Origin of the sequence: Roseateles sp. DAIF2, assembly GCF_015624425.1 — a bacterium.
Classification (GTDB): Bacteria; Pseudomonadota; Gammaproteobacteria; order Burkholderiales; family Burkholderiaceae_C; genus Kinneretia.
This window is the reverse complement of record NZ_CP049919.1, coordinates 5,878,568-5,903,962: the sequence shown is the minus strand read 5'-3', so window position 1 is coordinate 5,903,962 and position 25,395 is coordinate 5,878,568. Positions and strand designations below refer to the sequence as shown.

Genomic DNA, 25,395 nt, shown 5'->3' with positions numbered 1-25,395 from the left:
GCGCGGATCAGCGGTCCGGGGCCTGCGCCGCGGTTGGCGCCAGGGCCAGGCCGCTGCGAAAGCGCCGCTGCGCCCCGCTCACCGGATCGACGAAGGCGATCTCGCGCGCCAGCAGCCGCAGCGGGTTGCCGTAGTCGGGCAGCGTCTCCTCCGGCAGCAGCCGCGGATAGATCCGGTCGCCGACGATCGGGATGCCCAGCGCGCTCAGCTGCGCGCGCAGCTGGTGCTTCTGGCCGGAGGCCGGGCGCAGCTCGTAGCGGGCCAGGCCGTCGGGCAGGCGCTCCAGCAGCGCGATGCGGGTCTCGGCGTTCGGTTCGCCGCCGGGCCGCTCCTCCATCTGCATGAAGGCGTCCGCGCGCTCTTGCAGGCGGCTGCGGTAGAGCAGCGGCAGGGTCAGGTCTTGTCTGAATGGCGCGATGGCCTCGTAGACCTTCTCGACCGAGCGCTCGCGGAACAGGCGCTGGTAGGCGTCGCGGTCCTCGCGCCGCAGCGCGAACAGGCACAGGCCCGCGGTCTCGCGGTCCAGGCGGTGGATCGGGCTCAGCTCGGCCAGGCCGGTGCTCTGCTTCAGCCGCGTCAGCAGGGTCTGCTGCACATAGCGGCCCTTGGGCGTGACCGGCAGGAAATGCGGCTTGTCGGCCACCAGCAGATGTTCGTCCCGGAACAGGATGCGCTCGGCGAACGGGATCTCATGCTCCTGGGCCAGGCGGCGGTAGTAGTAGATGCGCCGGCCGCCGCCGCGGTAGGGTGCATCGGCCGGCAGTGCTTGGCCGTCGGCGTCCAGCACCTCGCCGGCGCGCAGGCGAGCGGCCCAGTCGGCGCGCTCGACCAGCGGCAAACGCTCGGCCAGGAAGTCCAGCAGCAGCGCCCAGGGCCCGGCCGGGCAGGCCAGCGCGCTGGCGCCGACGCCGTCGCGCAGCGGCAGGGCCAGCTTGGCGGGGCGGCTCATTCGACCAGCGGTCCGCCGCGGCCGCGCTCGTCGAGGTAGCGCAGCAGGCGTTGGCGCTCGCCCTCGTCGGCGGCCTCGCCGCGCCAGGCGCGGATCCAGCGCTCGCGCTGCGGGTCGGCGGCCAGCTGGCGCACCGCCTGGTCGATCGCCTCGATCTGGCGCCGGCCCTCGGGCGTGCGGCTGCAGGCGGCGGTGGCGACCTGGGTGCTGCGGCCCTCGGCCAGCGGCAGCTTGACCAGCTCCGGTGGGCCGCTCAGGCTGCGCTGGAACTCGTCGACCACGGCCGGGTACTCCAGCGTGTAGTCCATGCGCTTGGCGCGCAGCATCGCCAGCAGCTGGGTGTTGCGGCTGACCGCGATGGTGCGCGGCTGGTTCGCGGCCGGGGCCTGCTGCAGCAGCGCGTCGATGCGCGGGCCGAAGCTGCGCTCGCGCGGCAGCAGGCCGGCCAGGTCGGGGCGCTGCAGCAGCTCGGCCAGCTGCAGTGCCTGGCCGCCGGACTCGAAGCGCGCCAGGCTGTCGCGGTGCACCACCACATGGATCTGGCGCGCGGCCAGGGCCGGGTGCAGCTGGGTGAAATAGGCCCATTCCAGGCGCTCGGGGCGGCGCACATGCAGCACGCTGCACAGGGTCTGGCCCTGGCGCGACAGGGCCTCGAAGCGCGGCGTGCTGGCCTCGACGAACTCGTGCCGGTACTCGGGCATGCGCTGTATCAGCAGGCGCAGGAAGCCGTCCACCTCGCCCTGGCCCAGATCCTCGGGCCGGGTCGGCACGCGGCCGGTCGCGTAGCTGAAATGCGGCGGCATGTCCTGCACCACCCAGCGCAGCAGGGGCGGCGGCGCCGGCTCCTGCGCCCGCGCCACCGCGGCCAGGGCGGCGAGCCCCAGCAGCATGAGGAGCCGGCCCCTCATTCGATCAGCGGCCCGCCGCGGGCGCGTTCGTCGAAATACTGGTTCAGGCGCTGGCGCTCGGCCGGGCCGGGCGACTGCCAGCGCCGCAGCAGGGTGGCGCGATGCTCGGGCTGGGCCAGGCGGCGGATCGCCTGGTCGATCGCCTCGATCTGGCGCCGGCCCTCCTCGCTGCGGGTGCAGGAGGCATAGGACAGCGCGATGGTCGAGGCCTCGGCGATCGGCAGCCCGACCAGCTCGCCGGGCGCGCCGACGCTGCGCAGGTATTCATCCACCATGCCGGGAAACTCCAGCGCATAGTCCATGCGGCGCGCGCGCAGCATGGTCAGCACGCTGCTGTGCCGCACCACCACCACCGGACTCAGGTTGCCGCTGCCGGGGGCCTGGGCGCGCAGCACCCGGTCGACGCCGACGCCGAAGGAGCGGCCGGCGGTCATCATGCCGCTGAAGTCGGGGCGTTGCAGCAGCGCGGCCAGCGACAGCGGCGCCGGGCCCAGCGCCGCCGCGATGCGGGCGAGCTGGCTGCGGTGCACGATCACCTGCGCCTGCAGCTGGCCGGGCATCGGGTAGGCCGGCGTGAAGTAGCGCTCGGCCAGGCGCTCCGGCGTGTAGAGATGGATCATCGAGCACAGGGTCTTGCCCTCGCGCAGCAAGGCCTGCGCGCGCGGCACTGTGACCTCGACGAACTCGTGCCGGTACTGCGGCAGCAGCGGCAGCAGCTGGCGCATATAGCCGTCGATCAGGCCGCGGCCCAGGTCCTCCAGCCGCGTCGGCGTGTGGCCGCCGGTGTAGGCGAACAGCGGCGGCATGTCACGCACCTGCCAGCGCATCGGCGTGGCAGCCTCCTCGGCCCGCGGCAACGCCGGCCGGGCGGCCGTCAGCCCGGCCAGCAGCGCAGTACGGCGGCGCAGCAGCGGCATCGCGGCAGGGCGGCGCTCAGTCGCCCTCGACCCATTCGACCCGCACGCCCAGCTTGCCGATGTTCTCGGCGAAATGCGGGTGGGCGCGGCGGATCGGCGTGGCGTTGCGGATGATGGAGCGGCCGGGGATGCTGGCCGCCACCATCAGCAGCGCGATCGCGACGCGGATGATGTAGGGGCTCTCGACCTCGGCCGGCGACAGCGTCTTGCCGCCGAAGGTGACCATGCGGTGCGGGTCGGACAGGAAGGCATGGGCGCCGAACTTGCTGAGCTCCGAGGTCCAGCCCATTGCGCCGTCGTAGACCTTGTTCCAGAACATCATGCTGCCCTCGGCCTTGACGCCCAGGGCGACGAAGATCGGCAGCAGGTCCACCGGCAGATAGGGCCAGGGCGCGGCCTCGACCTTCTGCAGGATGTTGCGGGTGAAGGGCTCCTTGACCTTCAGCCGGCCGTCCGGCGAGACGATGCTGGCGCGCGACCAGCCATTCTCGTGATGGATCTGCACGCCGAACTTGGCGAAGGTGCGGTCGATCAGCGGGAACTGCTCGGGATGCGAGTTCTTCACCTGCACGTCGCCGCCGGTGATCGCGCCCAGCGCCAGGAAGGTGACGATCTCGTGGAAGTCCTCGGCGAAGGTGAACTCGCCGCCGCCCAGGCGCTCGACGCCGTGGATGGTCAGGCGCGAGGTGCCCAGGCCTTCCAGCCTGGCGCCCAGCAGCTGCATGAACTGGCAGAACTCCTGCACATGCGGCTCGCTGGCGGCGTTCATCAGGGTCGAGGTGCCGTCGGCCAGCGCGGCGCAGAGCACGAAGTTCTCGGTGGTGGTGACCGAGGCGTAGTCGGTCCAGTGGTCGTTGGCCCTGAGCTTGCCGTCGACATGCAGCGACAGGCCGTCCGGCAGGCGCTCGACCCGGCCGCCGAAGCGCTCGAACACCTCCACATGCGGGTCGATCTCGCGCGCGCCCAGGGTGCAGCCCTTGACGTCGTCCTCGACGCGGGCGGCGCCGAAGCGCGCCATCAGGCCCGGCACCAGCATGATGGAGCTGCGCATCTCCTCGGGCAGGCGGTCCACCGCCGCGTCGAAATGGGTGTCGCGGTGGTGCAGGTCCAGCACGCCGGTCTTGAAGTCCATCGCGACCTGGCTGCCCAGCTTGCGGAACACCTCGAGGATCTTCTTGACGTCGGTGATCTCGGGCACGCCATGCAGCCGGATCGGCTCGGCGCTCAGCAGGGTGGCGCAGAGGATGGGCAGGACGGCGTTCTTGTTGGCCGAGGGGATGATGCGGCCCTTGAGAGGGTTGCCGCCATGGACGATCAGATTGGACATGCTGCGCGGATAGCCGGAAGTGCGGGTGCGGGGCTAATTATCGGGCTTGGGCAAAGCCCTGGTCGGCCTCCCTTAGACTTGCCGGGCATTTCAGGAGTAACGAGGCATGGATCAGCTCAGAGCCCTGCGAGTTTTCGTGCGCGTGATCGACGAGGGCAGCTTCGCCTCGGCGGCGCGCGCGCTGGACCTGGCGCCGGCCGTCGTGACCCGCCTGGTGGCGGAACTGGAGGATCATCTGGGCGCGCGGCTGATCAACCGCACGACGCGCCGCCTGGCCCTGACCGATATCGGCGAGGCCTATCTGGAGCGGGCCCGGCGCATCCTGGCCGAGGTCGACGAGGCCGAGGCCCTGGCCACCAGCGCCACCACCGAGCCGCGCGGCCATCTGCGCGTGCTGGTGCCGCCGGCGATCGCGGTGCACCAGCTGGCCAAGCATCTGCCCAAGTTCCACAAGCAGTATCCGCAGGTCACGGTGGAGCTGAGCTCGCCGGGCGGCATCGACGCGGTCGACGAGTCCTACGACATCACCATCCTGCAGACCCGCCAGCCGCTGGACGGCGAGTTCGTCGCGCGGCGCCTGGCGCGCACCGAGGTGATCCTGTGCGCCGCGCCCGAATACCTGAACCGGCGCGGCCGCCCGGCGCATCCGCTGGAGCTGCGCGACCATGACACCCTGCTGCCGCCGGTCTCCGAGCTGCAGCGCGGCATCCTGTTCCAACGCGGCGCCTGGGGCGACGACGAGCCCGGCGGCGACAGCCTGACCCTGGTGCCGAAGAAGCCGGTGCTGGCCACCAGCCATGCCGACACCAACTATGCGGCGGCGCTGCATGGCCTGGGCATCGCCGGCCTGCCGTCCTTCCTGATCGAGGATGCGCTGCTGGAGCATGCGCTGGAGCGTGTGCTGCCCGAATGGCGGCTGTTCAGCTTCACGATCTGGGCCGCAATGCCGACGCGCAAATATGTGCCGGCGCGCACCCGCGCCTTCCTCGACTTCCTGCTCGATGTGTTCGGCGGCGAGGACCGCGACCCCTGGCTGGCCGCGGCCGGCTGCGAGACCAACCCCGGCGTCTGCGGCAGCGTCGACCTGACGGCCGCGGAGGCGCTCAGCGCAGACTGAAACCGGTCTGCACCAGATGGCCCTGCAGGTCTTCCAGCAAGCGGGTCAGCGGCGAGAGCTCGATGTAACGGGTGGACACCTTGATCGCATAGGCGAACATGCGCGGCAGGTCCTCGGCATAGGCGGGCTTGCCGTCGCGGTGCTTCAGGCGGCAGAACAGGCCCAGGATCTTCAGGTGCCGCTGCAGGCCTGACCATTCCAGCGCGCGCCAGAATTCGCCGAAATCCTCGCCCACCGGCAGGCCGGCCTTGCGCGCCTGCTCCCAGTAGCGGATCGCCCAGTCCAGCTCGCGCTCCTCGTCCCAGGAGATGAAGGCATCGCGCAGCAGGGAGGCCATGTCGTAGGCGATCGGGCCGCGCACCGCGTCCTGGAAGTCCAGGATGCCGGGGACGCCCTCTTCGGGCGGGCAGACCATCAGGTTGCGCACCATGTAGTCGCGGTGCATCGCGACCTGGGGCTGGGCCAGCATCGAGCGGGCCAGCGCGGCGCAGCTGTGCTCCCACCAGCCCTGCTGGGTGGCGGCCCATTGGCGGCCAAACTCGCGGACGACGCACCAGTCGACGAAGATCTGCAGCTCGCGGCGGATGAAGGCCTCGTCATAGACCGGCAGCCGGCTCGCGTCGCCGCGCAGCTGCCACTGCAGCAGCGCGGCGATCGCGGCGCGCATCAGCCGGTCGGCCTCGGCCGGCTCGGCCTGCAGCAGGGTCTGCAGATAGGGGCGCTCGCCCAGGTCGTCCAGCAGCAGCAGGCCCTGGGCCTCGTCGAAGTCGTGCACCGCGGGCACATGCAGGCCGCAGCCGCGCATCAGGCCGGCCACCTCGACAAAGGGGCGCATCGAACCGAACTGCGGCGGCGCATCCATCACGATGCGCGAGCCGCCGTCCACCCGGTCCAGGCGCAGATAGCGGCGCGTGCTGGCATCGGCATGGGCCAGACGCAAAGTCTCGGGTTTCAGACCCTGGGGGCCCGCCAGGCGCTCCAACCAGGCCTGGAATTGGGAGTGGCGGGCCGGATCGGACCAGGTGACGGGAGCGGAAGAAAGGGAATTCATGCGGGGCGGGACGGGGAGCGGGCGGCCCAGGTCGGGGCCCTCATGGATAATGAATTCTACAAACCGTCGGCCGCATGCCGAGGTTCCGATTACCCTCGTCAGAAGAAGACGTTCGCCGACGCCGTGCTGCGCCCATCTCCTCCCCCCTCGAGATTCCCCCTGCACCCCCTGCTGCTGGCGCTCGGCCTGGGCGCGGCGGGCCTGGCCCAGGCGGCCGACCCGCTGCCGCCCGCGGCTACCGGCGCGGCCGAGCCGCTGCGCCTGCGGCCCTCGCGCCTGCTGACGCCGCCGGGCACGCCCGGCCAGGAGAGCAAGCCGGCCCTGGTGCTGAGCGCGAAGAAGCTGGATTCCCAGCTCGACCAGCGCACCCAGGCCGAGGGCGAGGCGGAGCTGCGCTACGGCGACCTGCTGCTGCGCGCCGAGACGCTCAGCTACGACCATGCCAGCGACCTGGCCCAGGCCGGCGGCGGCGTCGAGGTCAGCCGTGGCGGCAATGTGGTGCGCGGCCCGAGCCTGCAGCTCTATCTGGAGCGCTTCGAGGGCGAGTTCGTCACGCCGAGCTATTTCTTCTCGCAGACCGGCGGCGGCGGCCAGGCGCAGAGCCTGCGCTTCCTGGACGCCAAGCGCATCCGCGCCGAGGCCGCCACCTACAGCAGCTGCCCGGCCGTCGAGCCGGGCGAGACCCCGGCCTGGCAGCTGACGGCCCAGACCCTGAAGATGGATTTCGAGGCCAACGAGGGCCTGGCCACCGGCGCGGTGCTGCGTTTCCACGGCGTGCCGATCCTGGCCGCGCCGGCACTGAGCTTCCCGCTCAGCAGCGAGCGCAAGTCCGGCTGGCTGCCGCCCAATGTGGGCCTGGACAACCGCAGCGGCTTCGAGCTGGGCTTGCCCTATTACTGGAACATCGCGCCGCAGCGCGATGCGACCCTGACGCCCTTCCTGATGAGCCGCCGCGGCGTGGGCCTGGACAGCGAGTTCCGCTACCTGGAGTCCGAGCACCAGGGCCAGCTGAACCTGGCCTGGCTGCCCTGGGACCGGGTGGCCGACCGCAAGCGCTGGGCCCTGAACCTGGCCAACAGCGGCGAGCTGGGCCGGGACTGGAAGTACCGGCTGAATGCCGAGCGGGTCTCGGACGATGATTACTGGAAGGACCTGCCCAAGCGCATCAGCAGCCCGACCCAGCGCCTGCTCGGCACCGATCTGCAGCTGAACCGCACGCGCAGCTTTGCCTGGGGCGAGGCCACCGCCTATGCGCGGGTGCAGCAATGGCAGGTGCTGCAGGGCACCGACCCGCTGACCCGCTTCGCCTCGCCCTACCAGCGCTCGCCGCAGATCGGCCTGCGCATGGCCAGCGCGGCCGATGAGGGCGTGCTGGCCGGCTTCATCCCCTGGGGCCGCCGCGCGCGCCTGGAGGGCTCGTTGGAGCTGGAATACAACCGCTTCGACCTGCCGACCGACCTGCTGGCCGCGCAGCGCGCCGACGGCTCTATCCGCGGCGGCTCGCGCGTGCATGCGCTGGGCCATGTGAGCCTGCCGATGGGCGGCTCGGCCTGGTGGCTGATCCCCAAGGTCTCGGTCAATGCCGCCAGTTACTCCTTCGACCGCATCGAGCAGGGCCTGCCGAGCGGGATGGTGAACCGCCATGCCTCGCGCACGATCCCGAGCTTCAGCATCGACCATGGCTGGATCTTCGAGCGCGAGACGCGGCTGTTCGGCCGCAATCTGCTGCAGACCCTGGAGCCGCGCCTGCTCTATGTCAACACCGCCTACCGCGACCAGTCGGCGCTGCCGAACTTCGATGCGGCCGCGAAGGACTTCAACTTCGACTCGATCTACACCGAGAACCAGTTCTCCGGCGTCGACCGCGTCTCCGACGCGCACCAGCTGACGGTCGGCGCGACGACGCGTTGGCTCGAGTCCGAGCGCGGCGAGGAGCTGCTGCGCCTGGGCCTGGTGCAGCGCTTCCTGTTCAGCGACCAGCGCATCACGCCCGACGGCCAGGTGCTGACGCAGAAGGTCTCGGACCTGCTGCTGCTCGGCTCGGCGCACCTGAGCCGGCGCTGGTGGCTGGACGGCAATCTGCAGTTCAACCCCGATGCCGGCCGCAGCGTGCGCTCGACCCTGCGCGCGCGCTATTCGCCGGGCCCGTTCCGCACCCTCAGCGCCGCCTACCGGCTGGCGCGCGGCCAGAGCGAGCAGCTGGAACTCGGCTGGCAATGGCCGCTGTTCGGCGCCGCGGCGGCGCGCGAGCAACTGCGCAGCGTCAACGCGAACTCCTCCGGCAGCGGCTGCAGCGGCGGCGGTGCCTGGTACAGCGCCGGGCGCCTGCAATACAGCCTGCGCGACCGGCGCTTCACCGATTCGGTGGTCGGCATGGAATACGACGCCGGCTGCTGGATCCTGCGCGTCGGTGCCGAGCGTCTGTCCACCGGCCGGGCCGAGACCAACACCCGTCTGCTGCTCCAGTTGGAGCTGGTGGGCCTGTCACGGATCGGTTCGAATGCGCTGGGGGTCCTGAGAGACAATATCCCCGGTTACCGCCAGTTGAGCGAACCCCGCTCGTCCAATCGATCCTATGACTGATCTGTCCATTCGAACCCTGGCCGGCGCATTGAGCCTGGCCCTGGCCTGCGGCGTCGCCGGGGCGCAAACTGGTAGTGCCAGCAACCTGAAGCCCGGCGATCACATCGCCGCGGTGGTGAACCAGGACGTGGTGGCGGCCAGCGAGGTGAGCCAGCGTTTCGAGCGGCTGCGCGCCGAGGCGCGCCAGCGCGGCGACACCGGCGCCGATCCTGACGCGCTGCGCAAGCAGGCGCTGGAGGCGCTGATCGAGGACCGCGTGATCGTCACCTATGCGCGCGAGAACGGTTCGCGGGTCGACGAGCCCGAGCTGGACCGCGTGGTGGGCAATGTGGCCACCCAGAACAAGCTGACCCTGGAGCAGCTGCGCGAGCGCCTGAAGGCGGAGGGCATGGACTACAAGCGCTTCCGCGACAACCTGCGCGATCAGATGATGACCGAGCGGGTGCGCGAGCGCGAGGTGCAGGGCCGCATCCGCATCACCGATGGCGAGATCGACAAGTACCTGGAAGACAAGCGCAAGCAGAACGCCGGCGGCGTGCAGCTGAACCTGGCGCAGATCCTGGTGCCGGTGGCGGAGGGGGCGGCCGAGAGCGTCGTCGCCGAGCGCCGCGCCCGCGCCGAGGCCGCGCTGAAGCGCATCCAGGGCGGCGAGGAGTTCGCCAAGGTGGCCCGCGAGGTCTCCGAGGATGGCAACAAGGCGCGCGGCGGCGAGATCGGCCTGCGCCCGGCCGATCGCCTGCCCGATGTGTTCGTCGATTTCGTGCGTGACCTGAAGAGCGGCGAGACCGCGCCGACCCTGCTGCGCTCCGGCGCCGGCTTCCACGTGCTGAAGCTGGTGCAGCGCCGCGATGGCAGCGAGGCTGCGACCCTGGTGACCCAGACCCATGCGCGCCATGTGCTGCTGCGCCCCTCGCCGCAGCTGCCGGCCGAGGTGGCCGCGAACCGCCTGATGGAATTCAAGCGCGCGATCGAGGCCGGTCGCAGCACTTTCGAACAGGTGGCGCGCGAGAACTCCGAGGACGGCAGCGCCGAGGGCGGTGGCGACCTGGGCTGGGTCTCGCCGGGCGGCTTCGTGCCTGAGTTCGAGGAAGCGATGAACGCGCTGCCGCTGGGCGGCATCTCGAATCCGGTGCCCTCGCGTTTCGGCCTGCACCTGATCAAGGTGGAGGAGCGCCGCGAGGTCGAGGTCGATCCGAAGCAGCTGCGCGAGCAGGCGCGCAATGCGCTGCGCGAGCAGAAGTACGAGGACGCCTACCAGGACTGGGTGCGCGACCTGCGCGCCCGTGCCTTCGTCGAACTGCGCGAGTGGCAGTAGTCAAAAGCGTTCGATGGCCCATATTCCCCGCAAGCGTTTCGGTCAGCATTTCCTGACCGACCGCGTCATCATCGACGGCATCGTCGATGCGATCGCCCCGGACGAGGGCGAGACCCTGGTCGAGATCGGCCCCGGCCTGGGCGCGCTGACCCTGCCGCTGCTGGCGCGCATGCCGGCCAGCAGCCGGCCGCTGACCGTGGTCGAGCTGGACCGCGACCTGGCTGCCAAGCTGCGCAAGCGCGAGCACATCGAGGTGGTCGAGTCGGACGTGCTGAAGGTCGACTTCGGCGCGCTGGCCGAGGCCAAGGGCGCCAAGTTGCGCGTCGTCGGCAACCTGCCCTACAACATCTCGACGCCGATCCTGTTCCACCTGCTGAGCTTCGTCGACCGCGTGGTCGACCAGCATTTCATGCTGCAGAAGGAGGTGGTGGACCGCATGGCCGCCGGACCGGGCGGCAAGGACTATGGCCGCCTGTCGGTGATGCTGCAGTGGCGCTACCAGGTGGAGTCCATCATGGACGTGCCACCGGAGGCCTTTGATCCGCCGCCGCGGGTCGATTCGGCGATCGTGCGCATGCTGCCCTACGAGCAGCCCGTCGTGCTGGACGAGGCGCTGCTGGGCGAGCTGGTCGCCAGCGCCTTCTCGCAGCGCCGCAAGCTGCTGCGCCACAGCCTGGGCCGCTGGCTCGAAGGCCGCGGCTACGGTGGCAGCTTCGACCTGCAGCGCCGCGCCGAGGAGGTGCCGGTGGCGGAGTTCGTCGCGCTGGCGCAGGAAGTCGGCGCCTGAGCGCCGACCTTCTTTCTTACGAACGCTTGCTGCGGCCCAGCAGGGCCCACAGGATCAGCGCGCCGAAGGTGGCGGTCCCGATGCCGCCCAGCGCGAAGCCGCCGAACTTCAGCGTGTAGTCGCCGGTGCCCAGCACCAGGGTGATCGCGGCGACGATCAGGTTGCGCTGGTCGCCGAAGTCGACCTTGTTGTCGACCCAGATCTTGGCGCCCGCCACCGCGATCAGGCCGAACACGACGATCGAGACGCCGCCCATCACCGCCAGCGGGATGGCCTGGATCAGCGCGCCGAACTTGGGGCTGAAGCCCAGCAGCAGCGCGATCAGGGCCGCGACGACGAAGGTGGCGGTCGAGTAGATGCGGGTGGCGGCCATCACGCCGATGTTCTCGGCATAGGTGGTGACGCCGGTGCCGCCGCCGGCGCCCGAGACCATGGTGGCGATGCCGTCGCCGACGAAGGCGCGGCCGATCAGCGGGTCCATATTGCGGCCGGTCATCGCGCCGACCGCCTTCAGATGGCCCAGGTTCTCGGCCATCAGCACCACGGCCACCGGCGCGATCAGCAGCATGGCTTGCGCGTCGAAGCTGGGCGCGCTGAACTTCGGCATGCCGAACCAGGGCGCGTTGACGATGCCGCTGACGTCGATCGGCTTGCCCAGGCCCAGGCCGTTGGTCAGCAGCGCGTAGACCAGGCCGGCCAGGATCAGGCCCACCAGGATCAAGAGGCGCTGCAGCATGCCGCGGGTGAACACCGCGACCAGGCCGACGCAGACGAAGGTCAGGCCCTGCATCCAGGCGTCGAAGGGTGTCGGCGCCATGTTCTTGACGGGGATGCCGGCCAGGTTCAGGCCGATCACCGCGACCACCGCGCCGGTCACGACCGGGGGCATCAGCGCGTCGATCCAGCGCGTGCCGACCGCCATCACCAGGAAGCCCATCAGCAGGTAGAGCAGGCCGCAGGCGATGATGCCGCCCAGGGCACCGGCCAGGTTGCCGTTCGGGCCCGCGCCGGCATAGCCGCTGGCCGCGATCACGACGCCGATGAAGGCGAAGCTGGAGCCCAGGTAGCTGGGCACCTTGCCGCCGGTCAGCACGAAGAAGATCAGTGTGCCGATGCCGCTCATCAGGATTGCGAGATTGGGGTCGAAGCCCATCAGGATCGGTGCCAGCACGGTGGCGCCGAACATCGCGATCACATGCTGCACGCCCATCGCGAAGGTCTGGGGCCAGGGCAGGCGCTCGTCGGGGGCGACGACCGCGCCGGGGGCGGGGCGGACTTCCCGCCAGTGGAAAAGGGAACTCATCGGGGATTCCGGGGTTTTGAAGTGCCGCGAGTGTACGAAGCCGGCCCGGCGCCGGCGTCCGGACTTCTGCTCAGGCGCGCAAAAGAAAAGGCCCCTGCGATCCGCAGGGGCCTTTGCTGGTCGTTCGTGGACTCGAACCGTCAGGCGGCGTTGAGCCACATCGAGGTATCGAAGGCGCTGCACATCATCGGCATGTTCATGCCGAAGTTGGCGTTCGCCGCTGCCTTGCTGTTTTTCGCAGCAGGCTTCTCAGCAACCGGGGCCACCTCAGCAGCCCGCTCCCATGACCCGTTTTCTTGGGAGCGGGCTACTGAAAAGAATAGAAACAGCGGAACTGGACCTTGCGGTCGGCCCAATAGTCGGCCGTGTCGCGGAACACATCGAGCAGCTGCTCGCGGGCCTCGCGGTCAAAGCGGATGTTGTCGGGCAGCTGCTCCAGCACCACGACGAAGCCGGGCTGGCTGCCGGACTTGTGGACCAGATCGGTCATGCAGTCGTGCAAGGCGTCCAGGTTCTTGCCGAAATGGGCGGGGAACAGGAAGGACTGGGCGATCAGCTCCAGCACGTCCTGCTTCGATTGGGCCTCGCTCAGATTGGCATAGAGGAAGTGATGGCCCGCCTCCTGAGCGGCGAGCATCAAGTCCTCCACGCGGTAGGCCCGGATGGCCTGCACGATATTGGGACGGACGGTCTGCAAAAGCATGGTCGCGATCCTCCTATATAGTCACAAGAACTCTGGCCGCCGCTCACTGCTCCGGTTCAAGGCGTGGTGACGCGCTTGAAGCTGTTGTAGTGATCGTCGGTGTAAAAACAAGCGTCGGGTGTGGTGGGAGGCTTGCCGCCGCAGACCAGACGACGCGCGCCGCGATTGCGGGCACCCGGCGTCTTGACGGTATATTCGCGGTAGTAGCCCCTGGCCTTGATGGGCAGCAGCCGCTCGCGATTGCCGAACACGGTGCCGTCCTTGTCGTAGGGGAAGGGCCCCCCGGCAAGAATCAGGCGATGCGTGGTCTGGGCTTCGCGCGGTAGCGCCGCCAAGGCCACCGTGTCCTGCGTCTGATCGGTCGATGGTTTGGCCTGCACCGAGGCGCCACCGACCAGCGTCGCCACCATGGTGACCGCCAGACCAAGCCTGCGCCAGGATGGCCACGCCGGTGACCGATCGAGCAAAAACACGGGTTTACCCTGAACTTTGAAAGCAAGATGGTACCGAATGAGACCGGAAATCTCAAGTCGGGACCGGGCCCTGCTGCCGGTTCAAGGGCTTTGTTAGTGTGCGCACACAGCTGCTGAAAGCCATGTAGACAGTAGCTGTCACGGGTGAGAAATGCCCTGGTGAGCTCTTACAAACTTTTGTAAAAGCCAGTGCGCCGCGGGCGCTTTATGCACGTGTTTGGTGCGTTGTTCGGGCGCCACCGCCCCGGGCGGGGCGGTGGTATACGGCCGGTTTCGGCCCTGGTCGGTCAGCGCGCGGCGTTGGCGTCGGCGACCGTCAGCGCGGTCATGTTGACGATGCGGCGCACGGTGGCCGATGGCGTCAGCACATGCACCGGCTTGGCCGCACCGAGTAGCACCGGGCCGATCGCGATGCCGCCGCCGGCCGCCGTCTTCAGCAGGTTGTAGCTGATGTTGGCGGCGTCGATGTTCGGCAGCACCAGCAGGTTGGCCTCGCCGGTCAGGGCCGAGTTGGGCATCAGCTGGGCGCGGTAGTTGGCGTCCAGCGCGGCGTCGCCGTGCATCTCGCCGTCCACCTCCAGCCAGGGCGCCTGGGCCTGGATCAGGCCCAGGGCATCGCGCATCTTGACGGCCGAGGGGCAGTTGCTGGAGCCGAAGTTGCTGTGCGACAGCAGCGCCGCCTTGGGCTTCAGACCGAAGCGCATCATCTCCTCGGCGGCCATCACGGTGATCTCGGCGATCTGCTCGGCGCTCGGGTCGTAGTTGACATGGGTGTCGACCAGCATCACCTGGCGGCCCGGCAGGATCAGGCCATTCATGCAGGCGTAGTTCTTGACGCCCGGACGCTTGCCGATCACCTGGTCGATGTACTGCAGGTGCATCGCCGTGTTGCTCCAGGTGCCGCACAGCATGCCGTCGACCTCGCCCTTGTGCAGCATCATGCAGCCGATCAGGGTCAGGCGGCGCCGCATCTCGATCTTCGCGAGCTGCTGGGTCACGCCCTTGCGCTCGGTCATGCGGTGGTAGGTCTGCCAGTAGTCGCGGTAGCGCTCGTCATGCTCGACGTTGACCGTGTCGTAGTCGCGCCCCTCCTGCAGGCGCAGGCCGAAGCGCTCGCAGCGCTGCGCGATGATGGCCGGGCGGCCGATCAGGGTGGGACGGGCCAGGCCTTCGTCGACCACCACCTGCACCGCGCGCAGCACCCGCTCCTCCTCGCCCTCGGCATAGGCGACGCGCTTGTTCTTGGCGCGCTTGGCGACATTGAAGATCGGCTTCATCGTCGTGCCGGAGGCGTAGACGAAGCTCTGCAGCTTCTCGCGGTAGGCGTCCCAGTCCTGGATCGGGCGCAGCGCGACGCCGGAATCCTCGGCCGCCTTGGCCACGGCCGGCGCGATCTTCATCATCAGGCGCGGGTCGAAGGGCTTGGGGATCAGGTACTCGGGGCCGAAGCTCAAGGTGGCGCCCGCGTAGGCCGCGGCCACCACCTCGCTCTGCTCGGCCTGGGCCAGCTCGGCGATCGCATGCACCGCCGCGATCTCCATCTCGTCATTGATGGTCGTGGCGCCGCAGTCCAGCGCGCCGCGGAAGATGTAGGGGAAGCACAGGACGTTGTTGACCTGGTTCGGGTAGTCGGTGCGGCCGGTGGCCATGATCGCGTCGTCGCGCACCGCCTTGACCTCCTCCGGCTGGATCTCCGGGTTCGGGTTGGCCAGCGCCAGGATCAGCGGCTTGGCGGCCATGGTCTTGACCATGTCGGCCTTCAGCACGCCGCCGGCCGACAGGCCCAGGAACACGTCCGCGCCGTTGATCACCTCGCGCAGGCTGCGCGCCTCGGTCTTCTGGGCGAACTGGATCTTGTCCGGATCCATCAGCTCGGTGCGGCCCTCATAGACCACGCCGGCCAGGTCGGTCACGAAGATGTTCTCGCGCGGCAGGCCCAGCTTGACCAGCAGGTTCAGGCAGGCCAGCGCGGCCGCGCCGGCGCCGGAGGTCACCAGCTTGACCTTCTTGATGTCCTTGCCCTGCACCTTCAGGCCGTTCAGCAGTGCCGCGCCGACCACGATGGCCGTGCCATGCTGGTCGTCGTGGAAGACCGGGATCTTCATGCGCTTGCGCAGCTCGCGCTCCACGTAGAAGCAGTCCGGCGCCTTGATGTCCTCGAGGTTGATGCCGCCGAAGGTCGGCTCCAGCGCGGCGATCGCGTCGACCAGCTTGTCCAGGTCGTTCTGCTGCAGCTCGAGGTCGAACACATCGATGCCGGCGAACTTCTTGAACAGCACGCCCTTGCCTTCCATCACCGGCTTGCTGGCCAGCGGGCCGATGTCGCCCAGGCCCAGCACCGCGGTGCCGTTGGTGATCACCGCCACCAGGTTGCCGCGCGAGGTGTAGCGGAAGGCATTGGCCGGGTCCGCGACGATCTCCTCGCAGGCCGCCGCCACGCCGGGCGAGTAGGCCAGGGCCAGGTCGCGCTGGTTGATCAGCTGCTTGGTCGGCGCGATCGCCACCTTGCCCGGGGTCGGGAACTCGTGATATTCGAGAGCGGCTTGACGGAGCTGGGCGCGTTTTTCTTCGGACGTGGACATAGGCTTGATCGATGGTCAGGGCCGCCCAGGGGCGGACCGCGATTGTAGGGAGCCGTGGCTGCAGGCCGCACAGTGTGAACCGGGAATCGCCTCGCGGGATACGCGAAACTGCGCATCCGGGGGGCGCCAGCCCACAGGATACTGCGCCCAGCATGGATGCCCCGCTCGACGATTCCCCCGCCCCCCCCCGCCGCCTGCCGCGCCCCCGCCCCGCAGGGCTGGCGGCGCTGGCGCCGCGCGCTGCTGTGGGGCGCGCTGGTGTCGCTGCTGCTGGTGGCTCAGACCCTCCTGGTGCTGCTGACGCTCAGCTACGAGGCCTCCAAGGCCCAGGAGCAGGTGGAGCTGGCCGCCGCCGAGGTGGCGGCGCGCGCCAAGCAGCTGGCCGGCCGCGACCTGCAGGGCCTGCAGGGCCTGCTGTGGCAGAGCGCCCAGGACCCGCGCTGGCGCGACGACGCCATCGAATTGCTGCGCCGCACCAGGCCGCTGCTGCGCCTGGAGCTGCGCGACGAGCACCGTGAGGTGCGCGAGGCCGTCAACTCGCGCTACACCGCGCCGCTGTTCACCCAGATCGGCCGCGAGCAGCTGCAGCTGGAGACCGAGCTGGCCTGCGCCGCCGCGCTGCGCCATGGCTCGCAGCTCTATTCGCGCAGCTACTTCGTGCCGATGCCCGGCGGCGAGGGCCTGGAGGTGATCGACCTGTGCCTGCCGCAGCTGCGCGCCGGCGAGGTCTCCGCCTTCCTGGTTGCCACCGTGGGCCTGCGCCAGTTGCTGGAGGAATCGGTCACGCCCGAGCTGGCGCGCAGCAACGAGATGTCCTTCGTCGAGGGCGACGGCACCCGGCTGGCGCGCACCGGCCTGACGCGCGGCGCCGGCTTCTACATTGCCGAGCGCGTCGTCGACTTGCCGGGCCTGACCCTGCAGCTGCGCGTCGACAGCGCCGCCGGCCAGCCCAAGCTGATCCCGAACCTGGCCACCGCGCTGGTGATGGGCCTGTCGCTGGCGCTGTTCGCGGTGGTGCTGCTGCTGGCGCGCGACGGGCGCCGGCGTGCCTTCGCCGAGCATGCGCTGGCCGAGTCGCTGAGCTTTCGCCAGGCGATGGAGAACTCGCTGATCACCGGCCTGCGCGCGCGCGACATGGACGGGCGCATCACCTATGTGAACCCGGCCTTCTGCAACCTGGTCGGCTTCGACCGCGAGGAGCTGCTGGGCCGCGGCGCGCCGCCGCAGACGCCGCCCTACTGGCCGCCCGAGTTCGTCGACGAGTACTGGCGCCGCCATCGCGGCCGCAGCGCACGCTGGGAGGCCGGCCAGGAGCGCCAGGGCTTCGAGACCGTGTTCATGCGCAAGAGCGGCGAGCGCTTCCCGGTGATGATCTTCGAGGCCCCGCTGAAGAACTCCCTGGGCCAGCAGGCCGGCTGGATGAGCGCGGTGCTGGACGTCAGCGCGCAGCGCAAGATGGAGGAGCTGTCGCGCCAGCAGCAGGAGCGCCTGCAGGCCACCGCGCGCCTGGCCACGGTCGGCGAGATGGCCTCGCTGCTGAGCCATGAGCTGAACCAGCCGCTGGCCGCGATCGCCAGCTACGCCACCGCCTCGCTGAACCTGATGACCCGCGAGGCCGACGACCCGCAGACCCCGACCATGGTGCGCCAGGCCGTCACCCGCATCGCCGAGCAGGCCGAGCGGGCCGGCCGCGTGATCAAGAGCGTGCACGACTTCGTGCGCCGGCGCGAGCAGGCGCGCGAGGTGATCGGCGCCGACCAGCTGCTGGACGCGGTGCTGCCGCTGGTGCGGCTGCAGGCGCGCAAGAGCGGCGCGCGCATCGACCTGGACCTGGAGCAGCCGGCGCCGCGCCTGCGCTGCGACCGCACGATGGTCGAGCAGGTGCTGCTGAACCTGACCCGCAATGGCATCCAGGCGATGGACCCGGCCACCTCGCTGGCCGAGCGCGTGCTGCTGCTGCGGGTGCGCCGCAACGGGCCGCGCTGGGTCGGCTTCTCGATCATCGACCAGGGCCCGGGCATCCCGCCGGGCGTCGCCAAGCAGCTGTTCACGCCCTTCTTCACGACGCGCAGCGAGGGCATGGGCCTGGGCCTGAGCCTGTGTCGCACCGTGATCGAGCAGCATGGCGGCGCGATGGATTTCATCAGCCCGGTGGCCGAGGGCCGCGGCACCGAGTTCCGTTTCACCCTGCCGGCCGATAATCCGCAGCAAGGTGGCGGGCCGCTGGCGGCGGTTCCGCAGGCTCCCCCGCAGGTCCAGGAGACAGATCCCGATGCAACAGACGACGGCCAAGCTGCCGATGGTGTACCTCGTCGATGACGAGGAGGTGGTGCGCGACGCCCTGGCCTGGCTGCTGCGCTCGCGCCGCCTGCTCTCCGAGGGCTTCCCCAGCGCCGAGGCCTTCGAGGCCATGCTGGACCAGCGCCCCGGCCAGGGCGCCGGCTGGCCCGACGCGCCCAGCTGCCTGCTGCTGGACGTGCGCATGCCCGGCATGAGCGGGCTGGCGCTGTTCGAGCGCCTGATCGAGCGCGGCGTCGGCGCGGCGTTGCCGGTGATCTTCCTGACCGGTCATGGCGATGTGCCGACCGCGGTGGCCGCGGTCAAGCGCGGCGCCTACGACTTCGTCGAGAAGCCCTTCTCCGACAACGCGCTGGTGGACCGCGTCGAGCAGGCGCTGGTGCTCAGCGCCCAGGCCATCGCGGCCCGCCAGTCGGAGGGCCAGCTGGCGCAACGCATGGCCGACCTGACCGAGCGCGAGCGCGAGGTGATGGCCCTGGTCGTGCAGGGCCTGCCGAACAAGCTGATCGCCGACCAGCTGCACATCAGCGTGCGTACCGTCGAGGTCCACCGCGCGCGCGTGTTCGAGAAGATGAACGTCAAGTCGGCGGTCGAGCTGTCCAATCTGCTGCGCGATTGAAATCGGCAGATGAAGGGCGCATGAAAGCCCTGCGCGAAAAGGGTCCCGGGCGCGCTTAGGCTTCGAGTCTCGCCAACGCTTGATGGACCCCGCCCGATGCGCCTGCTCCGTTTCATGACGTCCCTCCTGTGCCTGGGCGCCGTCCTGTCGGCGGCCCGGGCCGATGCGCCGCCGCCGGCCTGGTCGCGCGCGCCCGACCTGCCGCTGGCGGTGCAGGAAATCTATCCGGCCGTGCATCGCGGGCGCATCTATGTGGCCGGCGGCGTCAGCAGCGAGTTGCCGGCCGCGCAGGGCCATGTCAGTGCCGCGGTGCAGGTGTTCGACCCGCAGCGCGAGCGCTGGAGCGCGGGGCCGGACCTGCCCGAGCCGCGCCACCATGCCCAGCTGCTCAGCCTGGGCGAGTCGCTCTATCTGTTCGGCGGCTTCGTGCGCTGCGCTGGCGGTGACTGGTGCGCCAGCGACCGCGTGCTGCGCCTGGACGAGGCGGCCGGGCGCTGGTCCGAGGCGGGCCGCCTGCCGCGGCCGCTGACCGAGTCCAGCGCCTTCGCGGTGGGGCCACTGGTGCATCTGGTGGGCGGCCGCAGCCCGCGCGGCGCGGCCAATGCGCAATGGGGCGACCATGAGGACCGCGCCGACCATCTGGTGTTCGATACCCGCAGCGGCCGGACCACCTGGCTGCCGGACCTGCCGGAGCGCAAGAGCAGCACCGCCGCGGCCACCCTGCCGGACGGCCGGATCTACCTGGCCGGCGGCCGCGCGGCGCGCGGCGCCAATGTGGACAGCCTGCATGCCTTCGACCCGCGGGCGGCCGGCTGGCAGGCGCTGCCGGCGATGCCGCGGCCCCAGGCCGCCCATGCCAGCGTGGCGCTGGGCGCGCAGCTCTGCAGCTTCGGCGGTGAATATGCCGACGACAAGGGCGGCGGCGTGCTGGACCTGGTGCAGTGCTACGACAGCGCGGCGCGCGTCTGGCGCGCGCCGACGCGCATGCCCGAGGCCCGCCATGGCCTGGGCGCGGTGGTGCTGGGGCCCTGGGTCTATGTGATCGGCGGGGCCGCGCGGCCGGGCCTGGCGGCCACCAGTGCGCGGGTGGACCGGCTGCGGTATTGAGCGCCCCCAGGGCCGGGCTGCGCCCCGCCCGCCCCCCGAGGGGGTCAAGCAAACTTGGGGCGGCCCTGCGTTCGCTTGTGACGCAGGGCTAGTCGCCCAGCTCGATCGTCGCCGCCAGCGGCACGCCGGCCAGCGCGGCCGGCAGCTCGTAGTCGGCCAGCACCCAGGCGCGCTCGCGCCCCTCGGCCGCCTCGGCCAGCAGCTCGCCGAGCAGGCGCGCCGAGCGGCCGTCCAGCGCCGCAAAGGGCTGGTCCAGCAGGGTGATCGCGGCGCCGCTGGCCGCGGCGGCGACCAGGCCCAGCTTGCGCCGGCTGCCGGCCGACAGCATGAACAGGGCCTTATCCAGATGCTCGTCCAGCGCGAAGGCCGTGCCCAGGGCCGCGGCGATGTCGGCGCGCCAGCCGGCCGCTTGTTGCTCTCTCAACGCGGCCAGCCAGGCGCGCGCCGGGGTCGGGTCTTGCGCGGGATCCAGCGGGTCGGCCAGGAAGCAGCCGAGGCCCCGTGCCGCGGCCGCCGCGGCGATCAGGCGCAGCAGGCTGCTCTTGCCGCGCTGCTCGCCGCCGCGCACCAGGCTCAGGCCGGGGCGCAGCGCGAAGCTCAGCGGGCCGCTGCTGCAGCCGGGGCAGTCCAGCCGTTCCAGGCTCAGCAGGGCCGCCGGCATCGTCATGCCGCCGCGTCGACGAACAGCGCCGCGGCGCGCTCGCGCACCTTGGCCGGCACGCTGCCGGCCAGCGCCAGCGCGGCCGGCTGGCCGCCGTCCGCCCCACCGCCTTGATGCATGCGCGCGAACACCGCGCGCACCTCGGCGGCGCTGACCGCCTGCAGCCGGTCCAGCCAGGCCTGCGGCTCGCGCAGGTGGCCGAAGCTGAACAGGTCCAGCGCCGCGTTCTCCATGCGCCGCGCCGGCTGCTCCAGGGCCCGCAGCGCGCGCATCGTCAGCTGGCGGCGCGCGCGCTCCAGCGCGGTGGCGTCGAGCGCCGGCGCCTCGGCCAGCTGGCGCAGCAGCGCATGTACCGCCTCCAGCAGCTCCACCGCCTGCTCGGGCGCGGTGGCCGCGTCGATCACGAACTGGCCGCTGTGCGGCAGGATGTCGGCCGCGCAGCCGGCGTGATAGGCCAGGCCGCGGCGCTCGCGGATCTCGTCCAGCAGCGGCGAGCTCATGCCCTCGCCCAGCAGCGCGGCGGCCAGCACATGGGGCAGATGCGCATCGTCCGCCGCCAGCGCCGGCGCGGCATAGCCCAGCACCAGCTGGCATTGGCCGCTGCCGGCCATGCGGCGGGTCTTCATGCCGCCCAGCCAGGCGGGCGGCTCGATCAGGTTCGGCGTGCCCGGCGGCATCGCGCCGAAGGCGGCCGCGACGCGTGGCACGAAGCCGGTGTCGAATTCGGCCGCGCCGAGCGGCCCGGCGACGGCCACCACCACATTGCAGGCGGTGTACTGGCGCTGCACATAGTCCAGCAGCTCCTCGCGCGCGAAGCGCTTGATGTTGGCGCGCGTGCCGATGATCGGTCGCCCGGCCGGATGCAGGGTGCCGAAGCAGGCGCGGTCGAACAGCTGGAAGGCCTGCGAGACCGGGTCCTCGTCGTACTCGCTGAACTCCTGCTCGATCACGCCGCGCTCGCGCTCCAGCTCCTCGGCCGGGAAGCTCGGGTTCAGCACCAGATCGGCCAGCATCTCGACAAAGGCCGGCAGGTCCTGCGGCAGCCCCTCGATATGGAAGGCGGTGTGGTCCTTGTCGGTATGCGCATTGACCTCGGCGCCGAGCCGCTCGGCATCCAGATTGATGCGCTGGCAGTCGCGCGTTGCCGTGCCCTTGAAGGCCATGTGCTCGACCACATGGCTGATGCCGTTCAGCCGCGCCGGCGTCTCGTGCAGGCTGCCGGTGCGGATGAATACGCTCAGCGACACCGTGGCGCGCCAGGGCATCGGGATGGCGACGACGCGCAGCCCGTTGGGCAGGGTGGCGAGCAGGGGCGGCGCGGTGGCCGGAGAGCGGGCGATGCGGTTCTTGTCCAAGGCTGAGGCGAAGGTGCTGGAAGGGGGATTGTCGGTGCAGTGGATGAAAGGCTGTGAACCGGGGCCGGGGCGATCCGGCGCCTGCGATGCTAGATTCCCGGCCTAGGCTACAGCACCCTGCCACCCCATCCATTGGAAACCCTGGCGTCGCCGCATGGAAATCCTTGTTCGCCGATTGGGCGCCGAAGACGCGGCGCTTGCGCAAGGCCTTTTTGCGCTGATGTCCGCCGTGTTCGGCGAGCCGCAACGGCCCTTGGATCGCCGCTATCTTGAAGGGCTGCTGGCCTCCCAGGGCTTCTGGGCCATGGCGGCCTTCTCCGGCGGCGAGTTGCTGGGCGGCCTCACGGCGCACAGCCTGCCGATGACCCGGGTCGAGGCGGCGGAAGTCTTCGTCTATGACCTCGCGGTGCAGGAGCGGCACCAAGGGCAGGGCGTCGGTCGAGCCTTGGTGGCGGCACTGCGCGAACATTGCGGGGCGCAGGGCATCCATGTCGTCTTTGTGCCCGCGGACGATGAAGATGTCCATGCGCTGGAGTTCTACAAGGCCATCGGCGGCAGGCCGTCACCCGTGACCTTCTTTACCTTCGGCGAAGGTTGAGCGAGCACTTGGAGCCCAGTGCTGTCAAGATCTGACCCCGCCTGGCCGTCGCTCGATGGCCGCTGCACCTCACTCGCTCTATCAAGCAACCCATGCCCCGTTACGTCGCCTTCCTCCGCGGAGTCGGTCCGGTGAATGCCAAGATGCCGGCGCTGCAGGCCTGCTTCGAGTCGGCCGGTTTCTCGAATGTCCGGACCCTACGCACCAGCGGGAATGTCGTGTTCGATGCCCGCTCGTCACCTATGGCCGCACTCGAGCGGCGCGCCGAGAAGGCGATGCAGGCCGGGCTCGGCCACAGCTTCGACACGTACGTGCGGCCGGCCATATACCTGCAGAAGCTGATCGCGGCGGACCCTTTCGCCGAGTTCTCGATCGCACCGCAGGAAAAGCGGGTGCTGATCTTTCTGCGCCGGCCCGTCGAATCGGCGGCCGAACTGCCGATCGAGCGCGAGTTCGGCCGCATCCTGAAGCTCTCCGGCACCGAGGCCTTCTCGGCCTATGTGCCCGGCCCCAAGGGCTCCGCGTTCATGGCCTTGATCGAGCGGACCTTCGGGGCGGACATCACCACGCGCACCATCGATACGGTGAGCAAATGCGCGTGGGCCTAGTCGAGGGTTTGGAACAGACAGGACAAGGGAGAAGATCAGATGAAACTCTGGCGTGGTCAGCCCGATCATGAACATTGGCGACGCTCGCCCAGCCGCAAGGAAGTCGCGTCCTGTTGGCTCGGGCTGGGCTCGGTCTGCTTGCTGCTGGGCGTGGTCCAGTGGCTGGAACCGAGCCACCCGCCATTCACCGGCAGATGGAGCTGGTTTACCGGCATGGCATATCAGGCCATCGGCTTGCACGGGCCGGCGATCGTGACCTCGGTCCTGGGTCTGCTCGTGTTGACCGTGGGGCTGGCCTCATGGCCCAGGAAATGAGGGCCACCGTCCAAAGCTAAGGCTCTTTGTTCATTGGCTTGTGATACTCCCGGCGTGGTCTTGATGGGCCCTACGCAGAGCCGGGTGGCGCCGGGACGCGGGCATGCGCAATTGCTCCGTGTCCCCCGGGCCGCTTTGAGCGGCCCTCCTCCTTGACCTGCGCAATTGCGCACACCCGCATCCCGGCTTCCCCACCGCAAGTTGTTCGCGGAGAAAGCCAGACGCAACGCCAAGCAGGAGGGTGGGCGGGCCTGATGCGGAGGTTAAGGAGGAGGGCGCGAAGCGGCCGGGGGAACACGTAGCAGCAGGTCTGCCCGCCCTCCTGCGCCCAGACCTTCGCCATCACAGCATCATCAATCAACGCGCAAACAGCCAAAGTTAAGCCTGAGGGCTCACGGCAAACAGCTCCCCTCCGCCGCCAACGGCTCCCCCGGCAGATCCAGCGCGAAGTGCAGCGACAGCAGCTGCCAGCCCTGCGGGCCCAGCTGCCATTGCATGCTGTTGACGCCGGTGTAGGACGGCTCGCCCGGTTCGCCGTCGGTGCGCACGCGGCTGTAGACCCAGGCCAGCGCGCCGTAGCGCCGCTGCTCGCGTGCGAGTTCGCATTCCTGCACGCGGCGCGGGCTGGGCTGGCCCCAGCGCTCCAGCGCCGCGGCGAAGGAATGCTGCTGCTGCGCCGAGGTCAGCACGAGCTGGCGCTCGCGCTGCTGCGCGATGCTGCCCCACAGGCGCGCCTGTGGGTGCAGCAGGGCGGCCATGGTGGCGACGTCGGCGCCGCGGCCCGGCGGATGCGAGAAGGCGCGCCAGAAGCGGCTCACCGCCGCGTCCAGTTCGGCCTGGCTGTGCGCCTGGGCCGCCGGGCCGAGGGCCTGCAGCACGGCCGGCCAGGCGCTGCGGTAGATGCGGGACAGGCCTGCCGAGGCGCCGCTGTCGGCGCGGGTGGAGGCGAAGTACAGCCAGGCGCCGTCGGCGCTGATCCAGGGCGTGAACTCGAAGCCCTCATCGCTGTTGATCGGTGCCGGCAGGCGCAGCGCGGGGCCGAAGCCCGCGCCCACCCGCTCGGCCAGGTAGAGGTCGCCGCGGCCGCTGCGGCCGCTCCACCACAGCAGGTAGCGTCCGTCCGGGCTCAGGGTCGGATCGCTGTCATTGCCGCCCGGCGCGTTGACCGGCGCGGGCAGCGCCTCGGCCGGGCCGGCCTCGCCGGCCGCGCGGTAGATCGACAGCTTGCCCGGGCCGCCTGGGCGCTGCGAGCCGAACCAGAGCTGGCCGCCATGCAGCTCCGGCCCCAGCTCGTAGGCGGGGCTCTGCAGGCCCTCGGCCAGACGCTGCGGTGCGCTCCACCCGCCAGCGTCGGTGCTGCGGTGACTCTCGAACAGGTCCAGCTGGCCGGCGGCCGGAGCACCCGGTTCCGCCGGCCGGTCCGAGATGAAGATCAGGCGCTTGCCGTCGGCCGTCAAGAAGGGATCGGAGTCGCGGTAGCGCGGGTCCGAGAAGGGGGCCGGCCGTGGCGCGGACCAGGTGCCCTGGCTGCTGCCGCTTCGTTGCTGCAGCCAGATGCGGGAATCCTTGAAGCCGGCGGCCGAGCGTGCCCACAGGCGCCAGTCGCCTTGCTCCTGGAAGTTGTAGGTCTGCTGATCGGCCGGTTCGTCCAGCGGCACCCGCTCGATCGTCGGCGTCGCTGCGTGGACGCTGGCGGCGGCAGCGACGCATAGCAGTGCGCCTGCCAGCAGTCGTGACGAATGACGATGGTGGCGAGTTGCGGTTGGGCGCATGGGTGGTGCTAGATCGGATGACGCGACGAGCGGCATGCTAGGCATGG

The 25,395-nt window shown here is 70.3% G+C and carries 23 protein-coding genes; 10 read left to right on the top strand and 13 right to left on the bottom strand.

Annotated elements, in window-relative coordinates:
- Positions 1 to 7: 7 nt before the first annotated feature.
- Genes G8A07_RS27190 through G8A07_RS27175 form a run of 4 tightly spaced genes read right to left on the bottom strand, consistent with a single transcriptional unit; the run spans position 8 to position 4,101 of the window.
- A complete protein-coding gene (locus tag G8A07_RS27190; RefSeq protein WP_195795017.1) occupies positions 8 to 949 on the bottom strand; it encodes a pseudouridine synthase in 942 nt (313 codons plus the stop codon).
- Positions 946 to 1,839, bottom strand: coding sequence for a TIGR02285 family protein (locus G8A07_RS27185; protein WP_195795016.1), 894 nt, complete (start codon positions 1,837 to 1,839; stop codon positions 946 to 948). The genes G8A07_RS27190 and G8A07_RS27185 overlap by 4 nt, the downstream gene beginning before the upstream one ends.
- A 14-nt stretch (positions 1,840 to 1,853) precedes the next feature.
- The gene (locus G8A07_RS27180) at positions 1,854 to 2,774 is read right to left on the bottom strand and encodes a hypothetical protein (RefSeq protein ID WP_195795015.1); all 921 of its coding nucleotides are present in this window, start codon (positions 2,772 to 2,774) and stop codon (positions 1,854 to 1,856) included.
- A 16-nt stretch (positions 2,775 to 2,790) separates the two neighbouring features.
- Positions 2,791 to 4,101, bottom strand: coding sequence for a UDP-N-acetylglucosamine 1-carboxyvinyltransferase (locus G8A07_RS27175; RefSeq protein ID WP_195795014.1), 1,311 nt, complete (start codon positions 4,099 to 4,101; stop codon positions 2,791 to 2,793).
- A gap of 106 nt (positions 4,102 to 4,207) precedes the next feature.
- On the opposite strand from G8A07_RS27175, the gene G8A07_RS27170 reads away from it, so the two are divergent.
- Positions 4,208 to 5,218 carry a LysR family transcriptional regulator gene (locus G8A07_RS27170; protein WP_195795013.1) on the top strand — a complete coding sequence of 337 codons (1,011 nt, stop codon included), beginning with the start codon at positions 4,208 to 4,210 and terminating at the stop codon, positions 5,216 to 5,218.
- Here G8A07_RS27170 and G8A07_RS27165 read toward each other — a convergent pair.
- A complete protein-coding gene (locus tag G8A07_RS27165; protein ID WP_195795012.1) occupies positions 5,205 to 6,269 on the bottom strand; it encodes an aminoglycoside phosphotransferase family protein in 1,065 nt (354 codons plus the stop codon). The two genes, G8A07_RS27170 and G8A07_RS27165, sit on opposite strands and share 14 nt — an antisense overlap.
- Before the next feature lie 123 nt (positions 6,270 to 6,392).
- Here G8A07_RS27165 and G8A07_RS27160 point away from each other — a divergent pair, with 123 nt between their 5' ends.
- From G8A07_RS27160 to rsmA, 3 genes are read left to right on the top strand one after another with little or no spacing between them, the layout of a single operon-like run.
- Positions 6,393 to 8,852: an LPS-assembly protein LptD gene (locus tag G8A07_RS27160; RefSeq protein WP_195795011.1), complete on the top strand. Its 2,460-nt coding sequence runs from the start codon at positions 6,393 to 6,395 to the stop codon at positions 8,850 to 8,852.
- Positions 8,845 to 10,167, top strand: a complete 1,323-nt coding sequence (locus G8A07_RS27155; RefSeq protein ID WP_195795010.1) for a peptidylprolyl isomerase — start codon at positions 8,845 to 8,847, stop codon at positions 10,165 to 10,167. Before G8A07_RS27160 ends, G8A07_RS27155 begins: the two co-directional genes overlap by 8 nt.
- A gap of 13 nt (positions 10,168 to 10,180) precedes the next feature.
- On the top strand, positions 10,181 to 10,954 hold the full coding sequence (gene rsmA / locus G8A07_RS27150) for a 16S rRNA (adenine(1518)-N(6)/adenine(1519)-N(6))-dimethyltransferase RsmA (protein WP_195795009.1): 774 nt from the start codon (positions 10,181 to 10,183) through the stop codon (positions 10,952 to 10,954).
- 16 nt (positions 10,955 to 10,970) lie between these two features.
- Here the strand turns inward: rsmA and G8A07_RS27145 are convergent, their stop codons facing one another.
- The 5 genes from G8A07_RS27145 to G8A07_RS27130 all read right to left on the bottom strand — a co-directional run bounded on the left by G8A07_RS27145 (position 10,971) and on the right by G8A07_RS27130 (position 16,015).
- Complete coding sequence (locus tag G8A07_RS27145; protein ID WP_195795008.1) at positions 10,971 to 12,257, bottom strand: solute carrier family 23 protein; 1,287 nt, start codon at positions 12,255 to 12,257, stop codon at positions 10,971 to 10,973.
- A gap of 140 nt (positions 12,258 to 12,397) precedes the next feature.
- Positions 12,398 to 12,523 (bottom strand): hypothetical protein, encoded by a 126-nt coding sequence (locus G8A07_RS28140; RefSeq protein ID WP_256441088.1) that lies wholly within the window; start codon positions 12,521 to 12,523, stop codon positions 12,398 to 12,400.
- Positions 12,524 to 12,564: 41 nt separating this feature from the next.
- The gene (locus G8A07_RS27140; RefSeq protein WP_195795007.1) at positions 12,565 to 12,960 is read right to left on the bottom strand and encodes a barstar family protein; all 396 of its coding nucleotides are present in this window, start codon (positions 12,958 to 12,960) and stop codon (positions 12,565 to 12,567) included.
- A 56-nt stretch (positions 12,961 to 13,016) separates the two neighbouring features.
- Positions 13,017 to 13,370 carry a ribonuclease domain-containing protein gene (locus G8A07_RS27135; RefSeq protein ID WP_195795006.1) on the bottom strand — a complete coding sequence of 118 codons (354 nt, stop codon included), beginning with the start codon at positions 13,368 to 13,370 and terminating at the stop codon, positions 13,017 to 13,019.
- A 350-nt stretch (positions 13,371 to 13,720) separates the two neighbouring features.
- Positions 13,721 to 16,015 carry an NADP-dependent malic enzyme gene (locus tag G8A07_RS27130; RefSeq protein WP_195795005.1) on the bottom strand — a complete coding sequence of 765 codons (2,295 nt, stop codon included), beginning with the start codon at positions 16,013 to 16,015 and terminating at the stop codon, positions 13,721 to 13,723.
- 156 nt (positions 16,016 to 16,171) lie between these two features.
- On the opposite strand from G8A07_RS27130, the gene G8A07_RS27125 reads away from it, so the two are divergent.
- The 3 genes from G8A07_RS27125 to G8A07_RS27115 all read left to right on the top strand — a co-directional run bounded on the left by G8A07_RS27125 (position 16,172) and on the right by G8A07_RS27115 (position 20,039).
- On the top strand, positions 16,172 to 18,334 hold the full coding sequence (locus tag G8A07_RS27125) for a sensor histidine kinase (RefSeq protein WP_195795004.1): 2,163 nt from the start codon (positions 16,172 to 16,174) through the stop codon (positions 18,332 to 18,334).
- Positions 18,288 to 18,932 carry a response regulator transcription factor gene (locus G8A07_RS27120; protein ID WP_249937165.1) on the top strand — a complete coding sequence of 215 codons (645 nt, stop codon included), beginning with the start codon at positions 18,288 to 18,290 and terminating at the stop codon, positions 18,930 to 18,932. Before G8A07_RS27125 ends, G8A07_RS27120 begins: the two co-directional genes overlap by 47 nt.
- 114 nt (positions 18,933 to 19,046) lie before the next feature.
- The gene (locus G8A07_RS27115) at positions 19,047 to 20,039 is read left to right on the top strand and encodes a galactose oxidase (RefSeq protein ID WP_195795003.1); all 993 of its coding nucleotides are present in this window, start codon (positions 19,047 to 19,049) and stop codon (positions 20,037 to 20,039) included.
- Positions 20,040 to 20,127: 88 nt separating this feature from the next.
- Here G8A07_RS27115 and G8A07_RS27110 read toward each other — a convergent pair whose 3' ends face one another.
- The gene (locus G8A07_RS27110) at positions 20,128 to 20,706 is read right to left on the bottom strand and encodes an ABC transporter (protein WP_195795002.1); all 579 of its coding nucleotides are present in this window, start codon (positions 20,704 to 20,706) and stop codon (positions 20,128 to 20,130) included.
- A complete protein-coding gene (locus tag G8A07_RS27105; protein ID WP_249937164.1) occupies positions 20,703 to 22,055 on the bottom strand; it encodes a pitrilysin family protein in 1,353 nt (450 codons plus the stop codon). The genes G8A07_RS27110 and G8A07_RS27105 overlap by 4 nt, the downstream gene beginning before the upstream one ends.
- Positions 22,056 to 22,209: 154 nt before the next feature.
- Here G8A07_RS27105 and G8A07_RS27100 point away from each other — a divergent pair, with 154 nt between their 5' ends.
- From G8A07_RS27100 to G8A07_RS27090, 3 genes are all read left to right on the top strand, one after another.
- The gene (locus G8A07_RS27100; protein WP_195795001.1) at positions 22,210 to 22,653 is read left to right on the top strand and encodes a GNAT family N-acetyltransferase; all 444 of its coding nucleotides are present in this window, start codon (positions 22,210 to 22,212) and stop codon (positions 22,651 to 22,653) included.
- Between the two features lie 92 nt (positions 22,654 to 22,745).
- The gene (locus G8A07_RS27095) at positions 22,746 to 23,261 is read left to right on the top strand and encodes a DUF1697 domain-containing protein (RefSeq protein ID WP_195795000.1); all 516 of its coding nucleotides are present in this window, start codon (positions 22,746 to 22,748) and stop codon (positions 23,259 to 23,261) included.
- Positions 23,262 to 23,300: 39 nt separating this feature from the next.
- Complete coding sequence (locus G8A07_RS27090) at positions 23,301 to 23,576, top strand: hypothetical protein (RefSeq protein WP_195794999.1); 276 nt, start codon at positions 23,301 to 23,303, stop codon at positions 23,574 to 23,576.
- A 392-nt stretch (positions 23,577 to 23,968) separates the two neighbouring features.
- Here G8A07_RS27090 and G8A07_RS27085 read toward each other — a convergent pair whose 3' ends face one another.
- Positions 23,969 to 25,348 (bottom strand): nuclear transport factor 2 family protein, encoded by a 1,380-nt coding sequence (locus tag G8A07_RS27085; RefSeq protein ID WP_195794998.1) that lies wholly within the window; start codon positions 25,346 to 25,348, stop codon positions 23,969 to 23,971.
- Positions 25,349 to 25,395: the final 47 nt, after the last annotated feature.

Coding starts and splice junctions, on each gene's coding strand:
- G8A07_RS27085 (WP_195794998.1), bottom strand. CDS start 25,348: ATGCGCCCAACCGCAACTCGCCACCATCGTCATTCGTCACGACTGCTG.
- G8A07_RS27170 (WP_195795013.1), top strand. CDS start 4,208: ATGGATCAGCTCAGAGCCCTGCGAGTTTTCGTGCGCGTGATCGACGAG.
- G8A07_RS27165 (WP_195795012.1), bottom strand. CDS start 6,269: ATGAATTCCCTTTCTTCCGCTCCCGTCACCTGGTCCGATCCGGCCCGC.
- G8A07_RS27155 (WP_195795010.1), top strand. CDS start 8,845: ATGACTGATCTGTCCATTCGAACCCTGGCCGGCGCATTGAGCCTGGCC.
- G8A07_RS27125 (WP_195795004.1), top strand. CDS start 16,172: ATGCCCCGCTCGACGATTCCCCCGCCCCCCCCCGCCGCCTGCCGCGCC.
- G8A07_RS27175 (WP_195795014.1), bottom strand. CDS start 4,101: ATGTCCAATCTGATCGTCCATGGCGGCAACCCTCTCAAGGGCCGCATC.
- G8A07_RS27180 (WP_195795015.1), bottom strand. CDS start 2,774: ATGCCGCTGCTGCGCCGCCGTACTGCGCTGCTGGCCGGGCTGACGGCC.
- rsmA (WP_195795009.1), top strand. CDS start 10,181: ATGGCCCATATTCCCCGCAAGCGTTTCGGTCAGCATTTCCTGACCGAC.
- G8A07_RS27130 (WP_195795005.1), bottom strand. CDS start 16,015: ATGTCCACGTCCGAAGAAAAACGCGCCCAGCTCCGTCAAGCCGCTCTC.
- G8A07_RS27110 (WP_195795002.1), bottom strand. CDS start 20,706: ATGACGATGCCGGCGGCCCTGCTGAGCCTGGAACGGCTGGACTGCCCC.
- G8A07_RS27190 (WP_195795017.1), bottom strand. CDS start 949: ATGAGCCGCCCCGCCAAGCTGGCCCTGCCGCTGCGCGACGGCGTCGGC.
- G8A07_RS27090 (WP_195794999.1), top strand. CDS start 23,301: ATGAAACTCTGGCGTGGTCAGCCCGATCATGAACATTGGCGACGCTCG.
- G8A07_RS27115 (WP_195795003.1), top strand. CDS start 19,047: ATGACGTCCCTCCTGTGCCTGGGCGCCGTCCTGTCGGCGGCCCGGGCC.
- G8A07_RS27120 (WP_249937165.1), top strand. CDS start 18,288: ATGCAACAGACGACGGCCAAGCTGCCGATGGTGTACCTCGTCGATGAC.
- G8A07_RS27095 (WP_195795000.1), top strand. CDS start 22,746: ATGCCCCGTTACGTCGCCTTCCTCCGCGGAGTCGGTCCGGTGAATGCC.
- G8A07_RS27135 (WP_195795006.1), bottom strand. CDS start 13,370: ATGGTGGCGACGCTGGTCGGTGGCGCCTCGGTGCAGGCCAAACCATCG.
- G8A07_RS27140 (WP_195795007.1), bottom strand. CDS start 12,960: ATGCTTTTGCAGACCGTCCGTCCCAATATCGTGCAGGCCATCCGGGCC.
- G8A07_RS27185 (WP_195795016.1), bottom strand. CDS start 1,839: ATGCTGCTGGGGCTCGCCGCCCTGGCCGCGGTGGCGCGGGCGCAGGAG.
- G8A07_RS27100 (WP_195795001.1), top strand. CDS start 22,210: ATGGAAATCCTTGTTCGCCGATTGGGCGCCGAAGACGCGGCGCTTGCG.
- G8A07_RS27145 (WP_195795008.1), bottom strand. CDS start 12,257: ATGAGTTCCCTTTTCCACTGGCGGGAAGTCCGCCCCGCCCCCGGCGCG.